This is a genomic window from Myxococcus qinghaiensis, assembly GCF_024198215.1.
Taxonomy (GTDB): domain Bacteria; phylum Myxococcota; class Myxococcia; order Myxococcales; family Myxococcaceae; genus Myxococcus; species Myxococcus qinghaiensis.
The window spans coordinates 83,006-103,869 of the sequence record NZ_JAKCFA010000005.1 but is presented as its reverse complement, the minus strand read 5'-3'; the positions used below and the strand labels follow the sequence as shown (position 1 = coordinate 103,869).

Below are 20,864 nucleotides of genomic sequence, written 5' to 3'. Positions count from 1 at the left end.
CCGCGAGTCTCCCCATGAAACGCCTTTCACTTGTCGCGCTCCTGTTGCTGCCCGGCTTCGCCGCGGCGAACGCCGAAGGACAGAGCGCATTCCAGAAGGCCTGCGCGAGCTGTCACACCCTCACCCCGCAGCCCACGAAGAGCGCGCTGAAGGCGCAGAAGAACGGCGGCCCGCGCATCAAGGCCCCCGTGCGGTCCTTGCAGGAGAAGCGCGTGGAGCTGGGCCCGAAGGTGAAGGAGACCTCCAGCGAGGGGCTGCGCACCTGGATTACCGCGCCCAGCGAGAGCAAGAAGGACACCCGCTGCGACACGCGCGGGATGCACCCGACCGAGATGGACGCGCTGGTGTCCTATCTGAAGACCAGCTCGCGACCGCCTCCGCTGTCTCGCGATGAGCAGCTCCGTCAGCAGCTCGAGAAAGACCTCGCCGCCCGCCGCGCGAAGCAGCGCCGCGAGTCGCTTGAATCCGCCCGTCCTTCCCAGGGGAAGAAGTGATGAGAACCCTTCACCGCGCCCTCGCAGTGCTCTGCCTGCTGACGGCCCCGCTCGCGGCCGCCCAGAACGTCGCCAACCTCTGCGAAGACAACCTGTCCAAGGACAAGCAGGACGGGTTCAGCAACGCTGAATACGACAGCCAGGCGGAGGCGGAGAACCCGAGCATCGAGCTGACGAGCAGTGGGCGCCACTCGCCCGACACGTCGAACCTCCGGCTCCTGCCTCCGGAGCAGCTGAACTCCGAGGTCATCAAGTTCCCCTACGACCAGCGCGTCACCATCAGCTACGTGTTCGAGTCCGCAGGCGCCTCGCACGCGCTCGGGTACATGTACCTGCAGGACGCGATCGACGAGGGCTACACGAACGCGCAGGGCGAGCTGCTGGACACCAACAGCAACGGCATCTTCGACCTGCACGAAGACCTCTACAACCTGGCGCCCGCCACTGGACCCAAGGCCCGTCCCTACGTGGGCAAGGCTAACGACCGTCGGTGCCCGGTACGGTCCTTCACCTCAGGTGGTGAGACGTACACCGAGCCGGAAATCGCCATGCGGAACTGCGGCGCCACCTGGGTGCGCGTCACCGGGGGCAACGGACTCGCGGATGCCCGGCCGGGCGGAGGCTCCACCCATATCGACACGGACATCGTGGGCCAGGCCCGGGGAGGAACCAACGTCACCGCGACCCAGTTCTCCGACAAGGGCTTGTTCCCGCACATCCCCAACCTGCTGGAGCCGCGGGACGACGAGAACGGCAACAGTGGCATCGGACAGATGGTCTTCCTGCTCGCGGACGACGAGGATGACGATGGCACAGAGACGACATGGGGCAACATGGCGCCCGTGGCCGACCGTGACGACAACAACGATGGCATCCCCGACTACAACGTCACCGCCTATGACAACCGCGGCATCCTGCGCGCGGGCGCTGACAACGTCATCAACATCAATGACCGCACCGTCGACCTGGGACTCATCAAGGGCCAGAAGGAGATCATCTTCTTCCTCATCGTCTACTACGACTCCAACCATGGTCCGAACGAGGGCACCGTCTATCCCTGCCTGAAGCAGGACAACGCCGGCAAGTGCCTGCTGCACCTGCGCACGCCCATCAACGTCTTCTTCTCCAAGTCGGCGTGGAACCTGGACCAGAACTCCCTGGCAAATCCGGTGGTGGCCGAGCGCAACATCGGCTGTGACTACGCGGAGAACTGCGCCGCCGAGAACCCCACAGCCACTGCGGCCCCCCAGTGCATGCTGGCGGACAACAGCCGCAAGCTGTGCGGCTGGCTGGACAGTGACACGCTGCTGCGTCTGAGGACGCAGGCCACCTACGGCAACCTGGTGATGCCCAAGGAGGCGGTGAATATTCCTCGCCCCACCGGCACCAACCGAAACCCCATGCCGCACGTCATCGTGGGTGCGCCGTCCACGGACGAGTTCCGCTGGATTCTGGGCTTCGAGGACCTTCCAGGCGGCGGCGACCGAGACTTCAACGACGTGGTGTTCGTCATCAACAAGCAGAACGGCGGCACCTTCCGCTCCGGCAGCCTCACGGGCGAAATCGACCTGAGCGACGCGGAGGACTTCGTCATCACCAAGGTGCGCTTCTCGCGCTACGACGACTTCGCGCCCTATTCCGGCACATGCGCCAGCCCGCCGTGCTGGACGGAGGTGACTCCGGGAGCCTGCTCGCTGCCGGGCAAGCCCGCGCCCACCATCGAGTACTCGGTGGCGGTGGACTGCCACAACATCGTGTTCGAGAACGGCGCGTACGTCCGTAAGATAAATCCGAACCGCACCTGGATTCCCGTGCGCTTCGACGCGGGCGACGCCAACACGAAGGAACTGGACCTGCTGGAGCTGGGCTTCACTGGGTCGCAGCTGTGCTGGAAGGTGGACATCACCAGCCCGGATGACCGGTGCGTCCCCGTCGTCGACAACGTCAACGTGGGCTACCAGGCCGTGCGTGCCGGCAGCTACTCGCGCTCGTCTCCGTCCACGGTGGGCAACGCCATCCTCTGGGGCGTGAACGAGACGCCGGGCAGCGACTGGGGCAAGAACTGGCCGGGCAACGGAATGCCCGAGGCCACCGAGCGCACCTACGACAACCGCAAGGACTACTCGGTGCGCGGCCGGCTGTACTTCCGCTCGCTCTATGACCCCGAGGACACCGACGTCACCAACGTCGTCGAGCGCTGGGATGCGGGCAAGGTGATGGCCATGAGCTTCCGCGGAGGTGGGGACCCGCTCAACCGCAAGATCTACACGCTGAAGGCGGACGGCACCCGGGCCACCCTCGAAGACGACATGGTGGGCCCCCAGTCGAAGGACAGCGTCCTCTTCCCGGACATCCTTTGTGACGAGCAGGTCGCCGGCAAGCCCCTCTACGACATGAACGGCGACGGCAAGTGTGGCACGCCCACCATCCCCGGTCCCCCGTCCAAGGTGAACACCACGGCCAACAACGACCGGAACGTCTTCCGCGAGTGGCTCTACGGGTGGGAAGACCACCAGTTGCCGGGAGCCACCAACGTGAAGCGTCCGTGGGCCATGGGTGGCATCAACCTGTCCACGGTGGCCGTGGCAGTGCCGCCGTACCTGGACTCGTGGGCGATGGGCGCGCTGCCCGCGGAGCGCGACCTGTACCGCCGCAACTTCATGACGCCGCTGTCGACGCGCCCCTCCATCGCCTACGTGGGGACGATGAACGGCTTCATGCACGGCTTCGAATCCGGCGAGTTCCGCGTCGAGGGCAAGGACGAGTGCACGGACGACATCCAGCTGCGCGGCTACTTCAAGCACGCAGGCGCGGCCTGCATCGACCCTGTCGCCCCGCGCCAGTACGGCTCGGGTGACGAGAAGTTCGCGTACATGCCGCGAATCCTGCTGGACCGATACCGCTACCTGTACGCCAAGTACCCGGGCACGGGTGACAAGCCCAAGCCGCAGATGGATGCCTCGCCCACCATCACCAACGTGGACTTCGGTGGCCTGGCCGCCAAGTGGACGCCGGCCTCCGGCGCCGTGGTGACGGCGCGTCCGCTGAAGGGTGCCCGGACGGTGCTCGTCTCCGCGTCCGGCAGGTCGAGCCCCGCCGTCTTCGCGCTCGACATCACCCATCCCGGCACCGCCACATATCCGACGCCGCTGTGGGAGTTCGACCTGAGGAACACCGCCCTCTTCGACGCGTTCTCGGACGCGGCCGACGACGACGAGGACGTGCTGTTGCCGGACAACTCCGGCTCGCGCCATGCGCCCTCCGTGGTCCGCATCAAGTGGGGCGACGAGGCGGAGGGCCGGTGGACGGCCGTCGTGGGCACCGACTACAGGCCCGCGGCCGACCGGTCCGGGACGCTCTATCTGCTGGACATGAGCACGGGCACGCCGCTGAAGAAGGGCTCCGCTCCCTCGGGTCGCTACGCGGGCGTCATCACCCTGGACGAGGGCTCCGGCGTCGCGGGCGCCACCGCGATGGTGGACCTCAACCGCGACGGCAACTACGACGTCATGTACGTGCCCACCACGGCCGGCAGCGTGTACCGCATCAACCTGGACTCGGTGGAGACGAACCGGGACCTGGGCCGTCAGGTCAAGACGTGCCGGGTGGCCAGCGCGCCGATGGCGGCCTCCACGCACCGCGATGCGGCGAGCAACCCCCCCGGTACCACCCACTTCCAGCAGATCCACTCCAACATCGCAGTGAAGGTGGTGCGTGACGGCGCCAAGCCGCTGGTCCGCTTCTACTTCGGCACCAGCGACAATCCGGACGAGATTGGCGACGGTCCCACCGACAAGGAGAACTACCGCTACCACCTGATGGCCTTCGAGGACCCGAACCCCGACGGCTCCGAGGCCTGCGATTTGCTGGAGCCTCTCTGGGTGAGCCAGCTGGACCCTGGCCAGACGGTGTGGGGTGGCGTGTCGCTCAGCGATGACCAGGTCTTCACGACCACCGCCGTGGGCGCGGCCGCCGACGTCTGCAACCTGAGCGAGGACTCGAGCGGCATGCTCTACACGACGTCGCAGATGCCGGACGGCAACACAGGCAAACCGACGCAGACGGGCGTGGCGATTGGTGGCCATGGCGTCAGCGCGCCGGTGGTGCATGACCAGCATGCGTTCATCCTGTCGGCCACGGGTCAGATGATGATGGTGGGCGACGACAAGTGGAACAACGGCGCGGGCAACGCGGGAGAGACCCGCTCGCGCGTGCTCGTGTACGACCCCATTCCGGATGGAAGGCTGCCTCGATGATTTCCTCGCGGTTCCAGGCCTCCAGGGGCGTCACGCTCCTGGAGGTGCTCGCCACCATGGCCGTGATGCTCGTGGGCATCGCCGCGGTGATGACGCTGGTGACGCAGATCAGCGCGTCCAACCGGCGCACGCTCACCGCCACCCAGGCACAGCTGCTCGCGGAGCGGACCTTGGAGAACATCTCCTCCATGGGCTGCTCGGCCACCCCTCCGTGCGCCAACCTGATACCCCTGGATGGTCAGCGAACCACCCTGTGGCAGACGGCTGGCGGAGAGCTGCGGACCGCCGCGCCCGTCGGTGACGTGGCACGCCAGTACGAGGTGGCGGTGGACGTCGACAGTCCGGCGCTCGCGGGCTCCATCGAGGATGGCGCCTCCGGGTTCCCCCCGGTGGACCGGGACCTGGGTGGCTCGGCGGGCACAGCCGGCAACATCGCCAATGTCCGCGTCTCGGTGAGCTGGGTGGAGCCGGGACGCACGGGACGCCAGGTCGTGGTCCTTCAGACGAGGATGGCGCCATGAGAAGGACGCTTCGTTCCCAAGGCGGCTTCACCTTGCTGGAGGTGATGATCTCCAGCGCCATTGGCGTCGTCGTGCTCGGTGTGGGCCTGGTGGTGGGCATGCAGATGCAGCGGCGTGCCCTCTTCGAGGAACAGACCATGGTGGCGCAGGTGACGGGGCGGGCGGTGAAGGACCTGCTCACCCTGGACGTGCAGCGCGCCGGCATGGGCATGGGCAACTCCCCCATCCAGTTCTCGGAAGGCGACCAGCGCTTCGCATTGATGAGCTGGTCCAAGATGGACATGAGCTCGGCGGCGGCCCCGTTCACCGCGGACCCGAGCTTCTCGCTCCCACCCGCGGGAACGCCGTACGTCGACATGGCCTCGGATGTGCTGCAGCTCTACTGGGGTGACCCGCGCACCATGCTGACGCTCACGGGATGCTCGGGTGGTGGCGACCACGTCCGCGAAGCCGGGCAGCTGTGCACGCCTTCGAATCCTTCCATGGCGCTGGTGCCCTCCGGCGGACCGGCGTCGACGCCGGTCATCGTCAGCAACCCGACGGAGGGTGACCTGGCCTGTCACTTCCAGCTGACCCAGATTCAGGACAACCCGGCTCCGACCACGGCAAAGGTGACGGCGACTCCGGGCCATGGCGCCGCCACGACGAACACGGGGCTGTGCGCGACTGAAGGGGACACGAAGTGGACACAGAGGGGTTGGACCCTCATGCGCACCGTGAGCGCGGCCTACCGGGTGAACTGGGCGGGCGGCAGTCCCGCGCTGGAGTACCTGGCCCCGGGCGCGGCCAACTGGGCGGTGGTGAGTCGGGACGTGGAGCGGATGCAGATTCGCTACGCCGTCATCGACCTGACGCAGCCGAACACCGCCTATCGGTGGTTCCCCACCAGCCTGACCGGTGGCACGAGCATCGACCAGTGCACCATCAATGGCCCCACGACCTGCACGGTGGACGTGCTGGCTCCCATTGAAGCGCCGGTCACCAACGAAACGGACCTGCGCGCGAGGCTGCGCCAGCGGGTGCGCGAGGTGGAAATCACGCTGATCATCCGGACGCCGCGCTCGGACCGGTCCGTGGTGGACCCGGCGACCATCAACGTGCTGGACAAGGATAACTTCCCTCAGGACGGCTTCAAGCGGCGGACCTATACCCTCCGCGTGGCGCCCCGGAACTTCGTGTCGGCCGGGCTGCAGGCCCCTGCGGCAGGAGGGACGTGAGCATGATGCGCGAACGTGGAATGACGCTGTTGGAGTTGATGATCGCGCTGGCCGTGGTGGGGCTGATGCTGTCCATGGCGCTGATGGGCATCCAGACGCCCATCGACGGGCAGCGTGAGTCGGCGGCGACGCGGGAGCTGTGGTCCTCCGCGCTGCGGGCACGTCAGCGTGCCATCGCCACCAACCAGCCGGTGCGCATCGTGGTGGAGGACAACATCGCGCAGCCGGACGGTACACTGCGGACGGTGGCCCGGTGGGAGCGGCTGACGTGTGGCAACGACTGGGACAACAACACCTGCCCCCAGCCCGCCTGCGTCAACGCCACCTGCCGCGCCAACGCGGCCTGCTGCTCGGAGACGGGGCCCGACATCGTCATCCCCGACACCATGAATGCATCCTCGGTGCATGGGCTCTGCTACCTGCCCGGCCTGGGCCGCGCGGTGCAGCCCGGAAACCTGGGCTGCATGCAGGGCCAGCTCGACAACACGGCGGCGCTCGCCGCCGCGGCCCCGGGCAACCTGCGGCTCAACTTCAACGCGCAGTCGGGCCGCCCCCGCAGCCTGCTTATGGTGGAGCCCCTCACCGGGCTGGCGTCGCTGCTGGACTGCGACTCCAAGCGCGCCGAGGACCGGCCCGTGCCCGAGTGCGCCGCGACGCCGCCTCCTCCCTGAGTCGTCCTGGCGGGTGAAGCCCACGGCCTCACCCGCTGGAGCACCTGGAAGTCCCCACGGGCTCGAGTCTCCTCACGGAGCTCGGGCCCGTTTCGTTTCGGGGGACTACGCGGCCAGCGCCTCGCGGCACTTGAGGCACACGTCGCCGCCCTGCCCCACCGCTTCCGAGTACGTCCAGCAGCGCGGGCACTTGTGGCCCAGCGCCGGCTTCACCTCGGCCAGCACCCTCGCGCCGTCACCGAACACGCGCGTCACGTCCAGCGACGTCGCGTCGATGCCCTCCGCGTCCACCAGCTCCACCTGACTGGTGATGAAGAGGCCGGGCAGCTCGTCCATGTGCGCCTTCAGGAACTCCCGCACCGGAGCCGACGCCATCAACAACACCCGCGCCTCCAGCGACGCGCCAATCCGCTTCTCGCGCCGCGCCGCCTCCAGCACGCCCTGCACCGCCTCGCGCAGCGCGAACAGCTTCGCGTAGCGCTCCGCCAGCGCCGGCTCCAGCTTCGCGCGCGCCTCCGGGAAGCCCGCCAGGAACACGCTCTCCGTGGCCTTGCCCGGCAGGAAGCCCCACGCCTCCTCGGCGGTGAAGCTCATCACCGGCGACAACAGCCGCAGCAGCACGGAGGCCACCTCGTGCAGCACCGTCTGCGCGCCGCGCCGCGCCTTCCCATCCGTGCGCCACGTGTAGAGGCGGTCCTTCAGGATGTCGAAGTACACCGCCGACAAGTCACCCGCGCAGAAGTCCACCACCGTCGCGTAGACGAGGTGGAACTCGTAGTCCTCGTACGCCTGCTTCACGCGCGTGACGACTTCCGACAGCCGGCCCAGCGCCCACTGGTCCAACGGCAGCAGCTCCTCGTACGGCACCGAGTGCAGCGCCGGGTCGAAGTCATACAGGTTGCTCAGCGCGTAGCGCACCGTGTTGCGAATCTTCCGGTAGCCCTCCGACAGGCCCTTGAGAATCTGGTCCGACAGGCGCACGTCGTTGCGGTAGTCGCTCGCCGCCACCCACAGGCGCAGCACCTCCGCGCCGTACTGCTGGATGATCTTCTCCGGCGCCACCACGTTGCCCAGGCTCTTCGACATCTTCTCGCCCTTGCCGTCCACCACGAAGCCGTGCGTGAGGCACGCCTTGTAGGGCGACATGTCGCGAGTCCCCACCGCCACCAGCATGGACGAGTGGAACCAGCCCCGGTGCTGGTCACTCCCCTCCAGGAAGAGGTCCGCCGGAATGCGCTGCCTGCGCTCCAGCACCGCGGAGAACATGCACGCAGAGTCGAACCACACGTCGAGGATGTCCGTCTCTCGGCGGAACTCCCCATGCCCGCAGCGCGAGCACTTGAAGCCCTCGGGCAGGAAGTCCTTCACCGGCGTGCGGTACCACACGCCCACGCCTTCCTTCTCGACCTGGGCCGCGACCTTCTCCATCAGCTCCGGCGAGACGAGCGACTCGTCACAGCCCTCGCAGTACGCGATGCAGATGGGCACGCCCCACGTGCGCTGACGGCTGATGGTCCAGTCCGGCCGCGTCTCCAACATGCCCCGGATGCGGCTGTGCCCCCACGAGGGCACCCACTTCACCTTGTCCACCTCCGCCAGCACCTCCTGACGGAACGTCTTCTCCCCGTGGAACGGCACGTCCATGGGGATGAACCACTGGTACGTCGCGCTCAGGATGATGGGGTTGTGGCAGCGCCAGCAGTGCGGATAGCTGTGCGCCACCGTGTCCTTCGCGTCGTTGAGCAGCGCGCCCTTCTCCACGAGGACGGCGATGACGAGCGGGTTCGCCTCGAACACGCGCTTGCCCGTGAGCGCCTCTCCCACCGTGTCGTCGTAGCGGCCGTCCGGACGCACCGGGTTGTAGATGTCCAGCCCGTAGCGCAGGCCGACCTCGTAGTCCTCCTGGCCATGCCCCGGCGCCGTGTGCACCAGGCCCGTACCGGCATCCAGCGTCACGTGCTCGCCCAGGACGATGCGGCCCCGGCGCTCGTAGAACGGGTGCTGGTACGTCAGGTGCTCCAGCTCCGCTCCCTGCGCGTACGCGAGGATGCGAGACGGGTCCACCAGCGCCGCCGCGGACACCTCGCCGCCCGGCAGCTCCACGTGCTTCACCGCCAGCTCGTCCGCCTTCACCTCCGCCAGCACCTTGGGCAGCAGGTCCTTGGCCACGCAGATGACGCGCGAGCCCAGCTGGTAGAAGACGTACTCCAGCTCCGGATTGACGGCGATGGCCAGGTTGGCCGGCAGCGTCCACGGCGTCGTCGTCCAGATGGCGAAGGCGACGTCCTTGCCCTTCAGCGCCGGCACCCGCTCGGCGAGTTCAGCGCCGGCCGCGAAGGCCACGTACACGGACGGGGACTCGTGCTCCTCGTATTCGACTTCCGCCTCGGCCAGCGCCGTCTGGTCATACAGACACCAGTACACGGGCTTCTTGCGGCGGTAGAGCATGCCCCGGCGCGCGAAGACGGCCAGCTCGCGGATCTCCTGCGCCTCGTAGGCGAAGTCGAGCGTCTTGTAGGGCGCGTCCCACGAGCCGAACACACCCAGCCGCTGGAACTCCGCCTTCTGGATGTCGATGAACTCCAGCGCATACGCGCGGCACTGCTCCAGGAAGGCGTCGCGCGACAGGGTGCGCTTGTCCACCTTCTTGTCCTTCAGCCGCTTCTCGACAGCCTGCTCAATGGGCAAGCCATGCGTGTCCCAGCCGGGGATGAAGTCGCACCGGCGGCCCACCAGGTTGCGGTACTTCACCACGATGTCCTTGAGGACCTTGTTGAGCGCGTGGCCGGCGTGGATGTGGCCGTTGGCGTAGGGCGGACCGTCCGGCAGCACGAAGGGCTCACCGGCGGCGTTGTTCTCCAGAATCTTTCCCCAGATGCCCCGCTCCGCCCACCAGCCGAGCATCCTCGGCTCGAGCTGCGCCAGGTTCCCCTTCATCGGGAACTCCGTGCGCGGCAGGTTGACCGAGTCCTTGAAGTCCTTGTCCTGTGAGGGCGTGTCGCTCATGTCGACAGCGCCCGTAACACGCTCGGTGCAGCGCTTCAATCACCCGCGGGCTTCGCGTCCTCCTGCGAGACCATCCGCCGCACGACGATGACGGCCAGCTTGCCGTCCTTCGCCGGGGTCAGCTTGAGCTGCAGCTCGTCCTGGCTGGAGCGATACAGCCGGGGCTCCACTTCCTCGAAGCCCGCCTGGCTCAGCTCGTTGCGGTAGTAGACCTCGACATCCGTCGCCTTCGCGCTCACCGAGTAGACGAGCGTGCGCGCCCCCTCCATCTCCGTCTGCATCAGCCCCGTGCCGCCGGGATACACCGGCGCGACGTTGGACTGCGGACGCGGCCCCTGCGACAGGTCCGCCTCTCCCAGGAACACCGTCGTCGTCCCATCCGGATTGGGCTGGAGGATGGCCGTGTAGGTGATGAAGGCGCGCGTGTCGATGGCGGTAATCATCGGCTCGCGCAGCAGCTGAGGCTGGCGAGACTCCGGCGGGACATGCAGCCCCCAAAGCAGGAAGCGGTCCACCAGCGCCTGGAGGATGTCCGCCGGCCGCGCCTTGCTGCGCACCGCGGAGAGCTTCACCGGGACGCCACTGGAGAGCACGGGCTGCGTCACGTCCACCACGCCCACCACTCCGGGAACCTCCCACTTGAAGGGCACGCGCTGGGCGAAAGCCTGTCCCGAGGACAGCACCAGCGCCAGCACCAGGCCCCAGGCTCCGCTCCGTGTGCGCGTCATCAGCGCACCCGCCCGCTCTTGCCCTTGCTGGGCGACTCCAGTCCCTCCGGCTCCACACACCGCTCCGCGCACTCGTTGAACTTCTTCTCCTGCCGCTCCTGACAGCGGAGGGCGCAGGCCTGGAAGGGTCCTGGCCGGGTGGGGTCCTCCGAAGGCTCGGGACACCGGGCCATGCACGAGCGAACAACCGCATCGGCCTTGGAGGCGCAGTCCACGGCACACTGGTTGCCGTCCGCCAGCGCCAGACGCGCGGCGAGCACGGCGCCCAGTCCCAGCATCCCAGGCCACCCGGAGAGGAACGAGCGCATCATCTCAGTCACAGTCCTTTCCGAGGAAGCAGCCGCCGTTGCCCATGCGCTCCAGGTACGCGGCGCCATAGGGGAACGTGGTGACGCCGATGACGGAGCCCGGCGTCGTGGGCCACATGCGGGAGATGGGGTCGATGTGAGGAGGCACCTGGACGAAGTTGAGCGCGTCCTCACCCGCGGCGCTCATCCAGAAGGTCTTCTCCTTCATGCCCAGGCCCACCATGGCGAGCGCCGTCATGGGCAGCGGGTTCCAGAACAGGGCGGCCTGCACCAGGTTGCTGCCAGCGGTGGGGATGGGCAGCGTCGTCGGCGTATAGGTGGACCACACCGCCGCGTGCAGGGGTGCGTTGGTGCAGGGGATGAGCTGGTCCTGCATCAGGATGTTGCAGGTGGCCGACTCCAGCTGACCCGCCAGACCCCAGTCATCCACGAGCATGGAGAAGCGGCCGTTGCAGGTGCCGCCCACCGCGCGCCCCACCGCGCAGACGCGGAGGTTGGTGAGGGAGTTGTCCAGGTTCTGCTTCTGGTAGAGCGCGCCCGCCGAGGGCCCGTCGAGGAACGAGGTGGGGAAGCGCCAGGTGCTCAGCGTGGCCTCGGCGCTACACGCGGTGCCGCCGTTGTCGCGATAGACAAGCCGCGTGAGCACGGCGCCCGCCCAGCCCACGCCCACGTCCATGCCACACTGGACCTGCATCCCGGTGCCCTGGGTGAACACCTGGGTGATGCGGCCCGCGCCGGGCGCGGAGGACAGTCCCTTGAAGTCCGAATAGCGCGCCTGCGAGTCCTGGGCGGCCCGGCGCATGGAGCCTTCGGCGTTGTCGTATGTCACGGGGATGCGGTGCATCTGCCCATGGGTGCCGTCCCACAGCGCGGAGACAGCGGCCTCCTGCACCTTCAGCGACAGGAAGCCCACCTCCGCGAAGTGGATGCCGAAGGCGACGATGGTGACGAACAGCGTGGTGCCGATGGCCGCCTCGAGCAGGGCCTGGCCCCGCGCGTGACGGCGTTGGAGACGAATGCGGCGCGGTGTCGTCATCACTGAAGCCCCTTGAAGCCCGCGCTGCGCAGTTCCTGGAAGGCCTGCGCCGCGACGGGCGAGCTGAGTCCCAACGTGTTGACGGCGTCGCGCACGCCATCGCTGTCGATGTCCGCGCCCACCAGCGTGGCGCGCCAGTAGGGGTTGAGCAGGTTGGGCGGCTCGTTCCAGTGGTTGAAGCCCAGGCTGTTGCCACGGTGGTAGTAGGCGATGCCCGTGGACAGCGCCGTCTGCGTGCTGTTGGGCGTGCCATCCGCCAGGGTGAAGCTCCTGGCGTCGTACACGTTGCCCGCGCCGGTGGACTCGAAGCGGTAGCGGAAGGACAGGTCCCAGGGGTCCAGCCGGCGCGCCATCAAGTCTCGCTGGACGACGGCGAAGTTCTTCGGCTGGGCGTAGTTGTTGCCCTCCGCGTTGAGCAACCGCGTGAGGTTGTAGTCCAGGAACGGTGGCCAGATGCCCGGGCACGACGAGGGCCCGCCCAGGCAGGGCGCCAGCATGTGGTTGAAGGGGCCGCCCACGTCTCCGCCGCCCGTCCACGTGTGCTGGGGCCGGGGGAACAGGCCACCCGACGTCACCAGGGTGGCCACCGTGGGCAGCACGCCGGCGACAGTCCCGGGGCAGGCCCCGGGGTCTCCACCATGCATCGTGTGGTTGTACATCCAGGTGATGCTGCCCCGCTCGTCGCCCGTGAGTGCGGGAGCGTACGGAGGCAGGAGCGGCATCTTCCGCCCCGGCTTGCCGAAGTACGTCGTCCCGTTGGTGTCGGGCATCACCGTCACCCGGTCCGGGGGCATGATGACCCAGTCCAGGTTGGCCTGGTGCGCGCTGTAGTCCCTCAGCGCCCACTGGCGGTGGGTGACGAAGTGGAACCCGCGGCTGCCCATGGCCGCGTTGACGGCGTGCGCGACGGTGAGCGGCAAATCACAGACGGCGCCATCGTCCGTGCAGGCGACACCGCCGCTCAGCTCGCCCTCGTTGACGCCGCCGATGTCGGGCACCCGCCAGGCCGAGTCGTAAGGATTGCTGCCCGCCCCCACGATGTTGCTCAGCACCCTGTTCGTGAAGCGCTGGCTCCCCAGGGCGTCGCGCAGCTCCTGGTAGTTCTCCTGCTGCGCCGCGTAGAACGCGCCCTGCGCGATTTGATGCGCGAGCATCTGCAGGTTCACCATCAGGTCCATGGACTGGAAGACGGACTCCAAGCGCAGTTGCTCGACGGTCAGCTGCGCGCGGATCGTCGTCAGGTTCGCCACGCCCAGGTTGCCGCAGATGCACCTGCGCAGACACATGCCGCCCTTCCAGGCGCACGGACAGCCGGTGGCGATGGCCAGCTTGTAGGGCGCCATGCCGATGCCATAGCCCGTGCTGGCCGCGTTGACCTGTGCGCGGTAGAGGCTGGCCCAGCTCACCAGGCTGGTGGCCCCCGCCTGCGCCACCGCGTGGCCAATCTGCGCGCGGTTCATCACCGCGATGTTGTTGAAGGTGCGCGCGGTGGCCACCGCGTTGGAGAAGGCCGCCGCGTCCGCCACCGTCTGCAGCTCGATGCGCTCACGCACCTTCATGGAGAAGGAGAGCGTCATGGTGACCATGAGCACCATCAACAAGGTGCCCAGCACGAACAGCACCAGCGTCTGACCGCGAGACAGGGAGCGCTTCATCGGGGGCAGTCCATGGTGGCGAAGTGGCGCCGCTTGGCGGGCGTCATCATCCGCATGGTGAAGCTGGTCTCGATGGGGAAGACGTACTCCTCGCGCCCCACCCGCGCGACCAGCTCGTCCCGGATGTCACTCGCCAGTTGGAGCGGCGTGGAGAACTCGCCCGCGTTCCAGTTGGCGTTGCGCTCCGCGGGCATCAGCGGATTGGCGGCCGTGTAGTCCTGGAGGCCCATCTGCGCCATGAACATGCGCGACATCACCCAGTTCGCGAACGGGATGCGCATGGGGTACCAGTAGATGAGCTGCACCTCCAGGCGCCGCAAGTGCCCGGGCTCGTCGAACTCGCGGTCCTGCGGCCCGTCGATGCCGCCGCCCACCAGCGCCCGGTTGATCCACACGATGCTGCCGGTGTGCCGGCCGTCCAGGCCCCCCTGGTAGCGATTGCCCCGCCGCGCGCCGAAGGCCGACGCCAGCTTCGCCGCCGCGTTGCTTCCGCCGCCGTGGCGCACCGTGTCCGTGGCGCTCGACATGCCCAGGAACGAGTGGAACGAAGGCAGCAGCGCGAGGATGGCCGCGTGGGTCATCCGCTCACACTCGCCATGCGCCACGCTGCCCGCCCGCGTCGCCTGGAACGCCGCGTACTGCGCCAGCACGCGCGCCTGCAACATCAGGAACAACTGCAACGTGCCCAGCAACAGGAACACCACCAGCGGCAGGGTGATTGCCGCCTCCACCATGGCTTGTCCCGACTGGCCAACATTCCTTCGAGGGTAGGAATTCATGGCAGCGCGCATGTTCCAGGGATTTACCCCCCAGAAGACATACGTCAACTTGCCCGTCGGAAACGGGCGCGTGCCCCCTCGGCGCTACAGGGTCGGGGCATGTGTCACATGTGTCACACAGTAGCCCCGGGGCAGGATGACCCCAGGGGCGTGGATCAGCGCGGCTTCATGCCCTTGGTATCGAGCTGATATTTCTTCACCAGCCGCTCGATGGACTTCCTGTGCAGCCCGCTCTCCCGGGCGGCGCGGGAGAGGTTCCCCTCGCAGCGGGTGAGGACGCTGGTGACGTACTCCCGCTCGAAGTTCTCCAGGAGCTGCTCCTTGGCGTCCTTGAAGGAGAGGTGCTCGTTGAACGGCAGCGGCCCCTCGCGGGCCTGCCCCCGAACCCGAGGAGGAAGACTGGCTGGCTGAATTTCTTCGCCCTCGCTGAACGTGAGCACGTGAGACAGAACGTTCATCAGCTCACGAACGTTGCCCGGCCACGCGTAGGCCATCAGCAGGCTCATGGACTCCGGGGAGAAGCGCTTCTTGCCGTGCTTGAGGACGACCTCGGGGTCGGCGAGCGCTCCCTTGAGGATGAGGGGGATGTCGTCGCGGCGCTGGCGCAGCGGCGGCAGCTGAATCGTTATCACCGACAGGCGGAAGTAGAGGTCCTCGCGGAAGTTGCCGGCCTGAATCTCCTTCATCAAATCGCGGTTCGTCGCGGCGATGACGCGGCAGTTGACCTCGATGACGTCGTTGCCGCCCACGCGGCGGACTTCATGGTTCTCCAGCACGCGCAACAGCTTGGGCTGCAGGTCCAGGCGCAGCTCGCCCAGCTCGTCCAGGAAGATGGTGCCGCCGTGCGCGCGCTCGAAGGCGCCGGGGCGTCCGCTCACCGCGCCGGTGAAGGCGCCCTTCTCGTGGCCGAACAGCTCGCTCTCGATGAGGTTGGGCGGAATGGCGCCGCAGTCGAGCACCTCCATGGGCGACTTGTTGCGCCCCGACAGCTCATGGATGGCGCGCGCCACCAGCTCCTTGCCGGTGCCCGTCTCGCCCTGGATGATGACCGACACGTCGAGCGGGGCGATCTTCTTGATGAGCCCGAATATCTGGCGCATCTTCATGCTCTGGCCGACCATGCCGCACAGCTCGCCGTCGCGGTCCGGCTCGATGGTGACTTCCTCATCCAGCGGCGCGAAGGTCAGCACGGACGAGCCCGCGCGAATCTGCGAGCCCGGTGAGAGATAGGCGCGCTCGATTCTGCGGCCGTCCAGGAACGTGCCGTTGGTGGAGCCCAGGTCCACCAGCAGGTAGCCGCGCTCGGTGAACTGGATTTCGAAGTGGTGGCGGCTGGCGGTGCGGTCCTCCACGAGCACCAGGTCATTGCCCGGGTGCGCGCCGCAGCGCAGCCGCTCCTTGTCGCTGACCACGGAGCGCCCGGTGTCCGGCCCGGAGGCCACGGCGAGCCGACACTTGTGGAGCTTCACCGTGGTCCGCGGGTCCACCACGAGCGTCTCCCCCAGCAACGGGGAGTGGGCGAGGTCCAACCCGGCGGCATCTCCGGGGCTGGTGTGGATGTCGTCGGGGTGTGGATCTGTCGCGCTCATCTGCGTCCGAGGATAGCAAACGCGAACCACGTCACCCGCTCCGTCCGGCGGTACATGCTACGCTTGGGTGCTCCGCCCATGTCTCCCCGAAAAATCCAGCAGAAGAAGGCCCCGGCCACGCCGGGGTCCCCGGCACCCGAGCGCCCCGCGCCGCGTCGTTCACGCGTGAAGAAGACCGTGGCCATCTTGTCCCGGAAGCGCTCGCTCTATTCGACTCGCAGGCTGGTGTCCGCCATTCGGGAGCGGGGCCACCGGCCGCTGGTGCTGGACACTCTGCGTTGCTGCCTGCTGCTCGCGCAAGGCGCACCGCGCATGACGTACCGCGGTGTGGAGATACGGGGCGTGGACGTCGTCGTGCCGCGCATCGGCGCGTCCATCACCGCCTATGGGCTGGCGGTGGTGAACCACTTCGAGATGATGGGTGTTCCAGTACTCAACCCTCCGTCGTCCATCGCGCGCAGCCGCGACAAGCTGCGCGCGCTCCAGTTCCTGTCGCGTTCCGGACTGGACATCCCTCGCACGGTGATGGCGCATGACCGCAGCAACGTGCGCCGACTGGTGGAGGAGGTGGGGGGGCTGCCGGTCATCATCAAGCTCATCAAGGGCACGCAGGGCGTGGGGGTGATGATTGCTCACACGCTGCCGGAGGTGCAGACCATCCTCGACACCTTCTGGGACCTGGGTCAGGAAATCGTGCTCCAGGAGTTCGTCGCGGAGAGCGAGGGCCGGGACGTGCGCGCGCTCGTGGTGGGCAGGCGGGTGGTGGGCGCGATGCGTCGCAAGGCGAAGAAGGGCGAGTTCCGCTCCAACATCCACCGCGGCGGTGAGGGGCAGGCAATCGAGCTTCCTCCCGCGTACACGGAAGCCGCGGTGCGGGCCGCGAGCATCATCGGCCTGGAGGTCGCCGGCGTGGACATGCTGGAGGGGCACGCCGGACCCCGGTTGATGGAGATCAACTCCAGCCCCGGCTTCGAGGGACTGGAGGGCGCCACGGGCCGCGACATCGCGGGCGAAATCATCGACCACGCGCTGGTTTACGCGGGTTCGAAGTCGAGCGGTTCACAGGCCTACGGCGAGTAGCGCGAAGGGCCTTCGAGGTTGCTCGCACGCTTTGAAGCAAGCGAGCAGCCTGGGCCAAAGCCACCTCGCATGCTCCTCAGGAACACAGGAATGCATTCAGCGGCCGAGTGTCATGGGGAGTTGGCAGCGGCGCGGCGTGGCCTCTAATCTGGCGGCCCCCCATGAAAACGCTGCACAAGCCGCTGCAGATCACCGTGTACCAGGATGTGCTGTGCTCCTGGTGCTATCTCGCCGACCTGCGCCTGGACGTACTGCGCCAGGAGCTGGGCGAAGCCGTCCGCTGGAGCGTGAGGCCTTATCCGCTTCGCGTGCACGATGTGCTTCCCACGGAGCGCGAGAAGCGCGGCCTCGTGGAAGAAGTGCAGCGCGCGCAACGCGAGTCGGACGCCACCGCGCCGCTGTTGTCCACGGACCTGTGGCTGGGCGGAGACCCGCCCCGCAGCAGCGTGCCGGCACTGGCCGCGCTGGAGGCCGCGCGACTGCAAGGACCGCAAGCGCGGGCCTTCCTCGCGCGGGCCATGCAGCGCGCGGCGCTGGAGCAGGGCGTCAACGTGTCGCGGTCGGACGTGGTGTTCGAGCTGGCGTCGCGCGTGGGCCTGGCGATGAACGAGTTCTCCGCCGCGTTCCGCTCCGAGGAGACGCGCCGGCTCATCCTGGATGAGCACCGCGACGCGGCGATTCGCGGCGTGCGCGGCGTGCCCACGCTCGTCATCGGCGGGCGGTGGATGCTGTGCGGTCTGCGCGAGCTGACCGAGTACCGCGAGCACATCCTGGCCTGCATGGGCCGGGTGGCCGCGCCCCGCTCGGGCTCCTCCGAGCGACTGGTGCACTGACGCGGTTCCGCACCGGGGCCCGCATCGCTTCGCGGGCCCCGATGAGCGACCGACGTCAGACCTCTTCCGCGCCCTTGCTCAGCGCCAGGTACAGGCCGCAGAGCAGCAGCTGGAAGAAGCCCAGCGCGGGGAGCACGGGCAGACAGCACAGGATGAAGCCCACCATGAGGGCGACCACGCCCAGGGCCATGGTGCCGAACATGCCCAGGCGCTGGCCCTTCCCGGCGGCGAAGCAGCGCTTGAGCGTCTCCACCGGACCGGGAGCCTCCTCGTTGGCGATCGCCGGCTGCACGAGCACCAACGGAATGATGAGCCACATGCCCGGGAAGATGTAGAGCCCGGCGCCCACGGCGAACGTCGCCAGGAACACCCCCGGCGACGTGTTCGTCATCGTCCCGGCGATCGACTCCGAGGAGCTCCAGTCCAGCTCGGAGAGCGACACCCCCGACATCCCGACGAACACCGCGAGCGCGACGCCGACACAGAGGATGATGACGGGGAACATCACCACGAACGACAGCAGCGTCGTCAGCAGATAGGGCACCAGCTTGGAGAGCTGGGAGAACATCCGCCCCAGGTCCGCGCGCTGGCCCTGGAGCACGTCCAGGCACATGCGGGTGATGCCCAGGGACACCATGCCCTGAATCACCCAGGAGGCCACGGCGCCCACGACGGTCGTCAGCACGATGACGGTGGTGCTGCCCGACATGCCCCCGACGAACGACAGCATCTGGGAGAGGAAGCTGCCCATCATCGAGGCCGCGAAGAAGATGAGGGCGGCCACGCTGAGCATCACCCACTCGCGCTTGAACCTGTCCCAGCACACCTCCACCAACCCGCCGATGGACCAGTTCTCGCGGTCCAGCGGGAAGGCGCGGCCCAGGCCCTCGCGCTCACGACAGGTGGGACAGTGCGCCTGCGTGCCGTGCTCGCTGCACGTGTCGCACATGAAGTTGCCGCAGCGCGTACAGGTCCGCTGCGCGAGGTGGTCCGGGTGCAGCGGGCACGACGCGCCCCTCCCCCGACCAAAATCCGAATCCGACATGGGTGGCCTTCTCCTCGCGCGACGGGTCCGGAAGGCCCCGGCCCTCAGGTCGCGCGCACTTCCGCACCTACACCAGCGGGCACGGTGTTCACCAGGGCACAGGCACGGTTAAAGAGGAAGCAGGCGGGCGAGAAGGAGCCGGGCGTGAATTTCCTCCAGGGACGCCCGTCATCAGCCCGTGGTCGCGAAGAGGGACTGGCTGGAAGTGCCCTTCGCACGGGAGACTCGTCACATGCGCCGACTGCTCGCACTCGCCATCCCTCTCGCCCTGATGATGGGGACGGGCTGCTACGCCCACTATCACGGCCCTACCGCCCGCCGCTCCGTGGTGGCGGTGGTGGATTACCGGTTCTCGGGCGACCACCCCATTCCGGACAACGACGGCGGCGGCTGGTGCCCGTACGACCACGTCCACACGCACAACTACCGCCCGGCGGAGACGCACTACGTCTACACGGACGACGTCTACTACTACCGAGGGCCGACGCTGGTCTGGTACTGGGACTTCCACCTGGATCCGCTCGGGGCGTCGTGCGGCCTGCACGGGCGTCACTCGCACGACTACTACCCGAACGCGGGCCGGGCGTACCGCTGGGAGCGCAACCGCGGCTACGTGTATGACCGGACCCACGCCGCCTCCGCGGGCTACGGCTACAGCCGGTCCACGTCGCGGCCCGGTTATCGCGGCCCGGTGACTCGCACCGACAACCGCCCCTCCAGCCAGCCTCCTCCCTCCGGCACCGGCTGGGGCACGCAGCCTCCTCGCGGCGGCTCCCGGTATGACCGGGACAACAACAACAACAACGGCGGCGGCTGGGGCAGCTCGGGTGGCGGCAACTCCGGTGGCAACAACGGCGGCGGCTACGGCCGGGGCAACAGCGGGCGGGACAGGGATGATGACCGCGGCGGCTCGCGTCCCGGGCGGGGCCAGGGGCGGGACCGCGATGACGACAACAACAATGGCGGCGGCTGGGGCAGCTCGGGCGGCGGCAGCTCCGGTGGCGGCAGCTCCGGCGGCGGGTACGGCAACGGTGGCAGCTCCGGCGGTGGCAGCTCGGGTGGCGGGTACAACGGCGGTACGCCTCCGAGCGGAAGTGGCTCCGGTGGTGGCAGCTCCGGTGGTGGCAGCTCGGGCGGTGGCAGCTCCGGTGGTGGCTATGGCCGAGGCAACCGCGACAACGACAGCGACCGTGGCAACAGCAGCGGCGGAAGCACCGGCGGCTGGGGCACCGGTGGCGGACGCGGCAGCAGCGGGAGCAGCAGTGGCGGGAGCAGCGGTGGGAGCAGCAGTGGCGGAAGCAGCAGCGGTGGAAGCAGCAGCGGCGGCTGGGGCAGCGGTGGTGGACGCAGCAGCAGCGGCAGCAGCAGTGGAAGCAGCGGCGGCGGAAGCCGGAGCTCCGGTGGAGGCTGGGGCAGCGGTGGCGGCAGCAGCGGCTCGAAGAGCTCGGGTGGCGGCTCCTCCGCGCCGAGTGGTCGTGGCAGCTCGGGCGGCTCGCGGGACAACAAGGGCGGCTGGCGCTGAGCCTCCGGGCGAATCCGCCCACCCCAGTTGATGGATTTCCGACACCGGACCGCGTCCCTCGTCCCTCACGGGCGAGTGGCCGGCCCGGTGTCTGTCTTTGAGCGTCGGACAGGGGACGGAGCGT

16 protein-coding genes are annotated in these 20,864 nt (G+C 68.2%); 8 read left to right on the top strand and 8 right to left on the bottom strand.

Annotated features, from left to right (window positions below; genetic code table 11):
• Nucleotides 1-14 precede the first annotated feature (14 nt).
• The 5 genes from LZ199_RS10345 to LZ199_RS10325 are packed head-to-tail and all read left to right on the top strand — an operon-like array spanning nucleotide 15 to nucleotide 7,159.
• Complete coding sequence (locus LZ199_RS10345; RefSeq protein ID WP_253993491.1) at nucleotides 15-494, top strand: c-type cytochrome; 480 nt, start codon at nucleotides 15-17, stop codon at nucleotides 492-494.
• Nucleotides 494-4,750 (top strand): DUF4114 domain-containing protein, encoded by a 4,257-nt coding sequence (locus LZ199_RS10340; protein ID WP_253993490.1) that lies wholly within the window; start codon nucleotides 494-496, stop codon nucleotides 4,748-4,750. Before LZ199_RS10345 ends, LZ199_RS10340 begins: the two co-directional genes overlap by 1 nt.
• On the top strand, nucleotides 4,747-5,271 hold the full coding sequence (locus LZ199_RS10335) for a type IV pilus modification PilV family protein (RefSeq protein ID WP_253993489.1): 525 nt from the start codon (nucleotides 4,747-4,749) through the stop codon (nucleotides 5,269-5,271). Before LZ199_RS10340 ends, LZ199_RS10335 begins: the two co-directional genes overlap by 4 nt.
• Nucleotides 5,268-6,488: a PilW family protein gene (locus LZ199_RS10330; RefSeq protein WP_253993488.1), complete on the top strand. Its 1,221-nt coding sequence runs from the start codon at nucleotides 5,268-5,270 to the stop codon at nucleotides 6,486-6,488. The genes LZ199_RS10335 and LZ199_RS10330 overlap by 4 nt, the downstream gene beginning before the upstream one ends.
• Before the next feature lie 2 nt (nucleotides 6,489-6,490).
• On the top strand, nucleotides 6,491-7,159 hold the full coding sequence (locus tag LZ199_RS10325; RefSeq protein WP_253993487.1) for a pilus assembly FimT family protein: 669 nt from the start codon (nucleotides 6,491-6,493) through the stop codon (nucleotides 7,157-7,159).
• A gap of 105 nt (nucleotides 7,160-7,264) precedes the next feature.
• Here the strand turns inward: LZ199_RS10325 and ileS are convergent, their stop codons facing one another.
• The 7 genes from ileS to LZ199_RS10290 all read right to left on the bottom strand — a co-directional run bounded on the left by ileS (nucleotide 7,265) and on the right by LZ199_RS10290 (nucleotide 16,260).
• Complete coding sequence (gene ileS, locus LZ199_RS10320) at nucleotides 7,265-10,165, bottom strand: isoleucine--tRNA ligase (protein ID WP_253993486.1); 2,901 nt, start codon at nucleotides 10,163-10,165, stop codon at nucleotides 7,265-7,267.
• Nucleotides 10,166-10,200: 35 nt separating this feature from the next.
• Nucleotides 10,201-10,893, bottom strand: a complete 693-nt coding sequence (locus tag LZ199_RS10315; RefSeq protein WP_253993485.1) for a hypothetical protein — start codon at nucleotides 10,891-10,893, stop codon at nucleotides 10,201-10,203.
• Nucleotides 10,893-11,204: a hypothetical protein gene (locus tag LZ199_RS10310; RefSeq protein WP_253993484.1), complete on the bottom strand. Its 312-nt coding sequence runs from the start codon at nucleotides 11,202-11,204 to the stop codon at nucleotides 10,893-10,895. The genes LZ199_RS10315 and LZ199_RS10310 overlap by 1 nt, the downstream gene beginning before the upstream one ends.
• Nucleotide 11,205: 1 nt before the next feature.
• The gene (locus tag LZ199_RS10305) at nucleotides 11,206-12,237 is read right to left on the bottom strand and encodes a pilus assembly protein (RefSeq protein WP_253993483.1); all 1,032 of its coding nucleotides are present in this window, start codon (nucleotides 12,235-12,237) and stop codon (nucleotides 11,206-11,208) included.
• Nucleotides 12,237-13,892, bottom strand: a complete 1,656-nt coding sequence (locus LZ199_RS10300) for a Tad domain-containing protein (RefSeq protein WP_253993482.1) — start codon at nucleotides 13,890-13,892, stop codon at nucleotides 12,237-12,239. Before LZ199_RS10300 ends, LZ199_RS10305 begins: the two co-directional genes overlap by 1 nt.
• On the bottom strand, nucleotides 13,889-14,626 hold the full coding sequence (locus LZ199_RS10295; RefSeq protein ID WP_253993481.1) for a TadE/TadG family type IV pilus assembly protein: 738 nt from the start codon (nucleotides 14,624-14,626) through the stop codon (nucleotides 13,889-13,891). Before LZ199_RS10295 ends, LZ199_RS10300 begins: the two co-directional genes overlap by 4 nt.
• Nucleotides 14,627-14,826: 200 nt before the next feature.
• Nucleotides 14,827-16,260 (bottom strand): sigma 54-interacting transcriptional regulator, encoded by a 1,434-nt coding sequence (locus LZ199_RS10290; RefSeq protein WP_253993480.1) that lies wholly within the window; start codon nucleotides 16,258-16,260, stop codon nucleotides 14,827-14,829.
• Nucleotides 16,261-16,338: 78 nt separating this feature from the next.
• Here LZ199_RS10290 and LZ199_RS10285 point away from each other — a divergent pair, with 78 nt between their 5' ends.
• Both LZ199_RS10285 and LZ199_RS10280 read left to right on the top strand, forming a co-directional pair.
• The gene (locus LZ199_RS10285; RefSeq protein ID WP_253993479.1) at nucleotides 16,339-17,340 is read left to right on the top strand and encodes an ATP-grasp domain-containing protein; all 1,002 of its coding nucleotides are present in this window, start codon (nucleotides 16,339-16,341) and stop codon (nucleotides 17,338-17,340) included.
• A gap of 161 nt (nucleotides 17,341-17,501) precedes the next feature.
• A complete protein-coding gene (locus LZ199_RS10280; protein WP_253993478.1) occupies nucleotides 17,502-18,173 on the top strand; it encodes a DsbA family oxidoreductase in 672 nt (223 codons plus the stop codon).
• A gap of 55 nt (nucleotides 18,174-18,228) precedes the next feature.
• On the opposite strand, the gene LZ199_RS10275 is transcribed toward LZ199_RS10280, so the two are convergent.
• Nucleotides 18,229-19,218 carry a B-box zinc finger protein gene (locus LZ199_RS10275; RefSeq protein WP_253993477.1) on the bottom strand — a complete coding sequence of 330 codons (990 nt, stop codon included), beginning with the start codon at nucleotides 19,216-19,218 and terminating at the stop codon, nucleotides 18,229-18,231.
• 232 nt (nucleotides 19,219-19,450) lie between these two features.
• Here LZ199_RS10275 and LZ199_RS10270 point away from each other — a divergent pair, with 232 nt between their 5' ends.
• Nucleotides 19,451-20,740, top strand: a complete 1,290-nt coding sequence (locus LZ199_RS10270; RefSeq protein ID WP_253993476.1) for a hypothetical protein — start codon at nucleotides 19,451-19,453, stop codon at nucleotides 20,738-20,740.
• The last annotated feature ends 124 nt before the right edge of the window (nucleotides 20,741-20,864 follow it).

Bases quoted from the DNA above. Each gene is read 5' to 3' on its own strand.
- LZ199_RS10345 (WP_253993491.1), top strand. From the start codon at position 15: ATGAAACGCCTTTCACTTGTCGCGCTCCTGTTGCTGCCCGGCTTCGCC.
- LZ199_RS10340 (WP_253993490.1), top strand. From the start codon at position 494: ATGAGAACCCTTCACCGCGCCCTCGCAGTGCTCTGCCTGCTGACGGCC.
- LZ199_RS10335 (WP_253993489.1), top strand. From the start codon at position 4,747: ATGATTTCCTCGCGGTTCCAGGCCTCCAGGGGCGTCACGCTCCTGGAG.
- LZ199_RS10330 (WP_253993488.1), top strand. From the start codon at position 5,268: ATGAGAAGGACGCTTCGTTCCCAAGGCGGCTTCACCTTGCTGGAGGTG.
- LZ199_RS10325 (WP_253993487.1), top strand. From the start codon at position 6,491: ATGATGCGCGAACGTGGAATGACGCTGTTGGAGTTGATGATCGCGCTG.
- ileS (WP_253993486.1), bottom strand. From the start codon at position 10,165: ATGAGCGACACGCCCTCACAGGACAAGGACTTCAAGGACTCGGTCAAC.
- LZ199_RS10315 (WP_253993485.1), bottom strand. From the start codon at position 10,893: ATGACGCGCACACGGAGCGGAGCCTGGGGCCTGGTGCTGGCGCTGGTG.
- LZ199_RS10310 (WP_253993484.1), bottom strand. From the start codon at position 11,204: ATGATGCGCTCGTTCCTCTCCGGGTGGCCTGGGATGCTGGGACTGGGC.
- LZ199_RS10305 (WP_253993483.1), bottom strand. From the start codon at position 12,237: ATGACGACACCGCGCCGCATTCGTCTCCAACGCCGTCACGCGCGGGGC.
- LZ199_RS10300 (WP_253993482.1), bottom strand. From the start codon at position 13,892: ATGAAGCGCTCCCTGTCTCGCGGTCAGACGCTGGTGCTGTTCGTGCTG.
- LZ199_RS10295 (WP_253993481.1), bottom strand. From the start codon at position 14,626: ATGGTGGAGGCGGCAATCACCCTGCCGCTGGTGGTGTTCCTGTTGCTG.
- LZ199_RS10290 (WP_253993480.1), bottom strand. From the start codon at position 16,260: ATGAGCGCGACAGATCCACACCCCGACGACATCCACACCAGCCCCGGA.
- LZ199_RS10285 (WP_253993479.1), top strand. From the start codon at position 16,339: ATGTCTCCCCGAAAAATCCAGCAGAAGAAGGCCCCGGCCACGCCGGGG.
- LZ199_RS10280 (WP_253993478.1), top strand. From the start codon at position 17,502: ATGAAAACGCTGCACAAGCCGCTGCAGATCACCGTGTACCAGGATGTG.
- LZ199_RS10275 (WP_253993477.1), bottom strand. From the start codon at position 19,218: ATGTCGGATTCGGATTTTGGTCGGGGGAGGGGCGCGTCGTGCCCGCTG.
- LZ199_RS10270 (WP_253993476.1), top strand. From the start codon at position 19,451: ATGCGCCGACTGCTCGCACTCGCCATCCCTCTCGCCCTGATGATGGGG.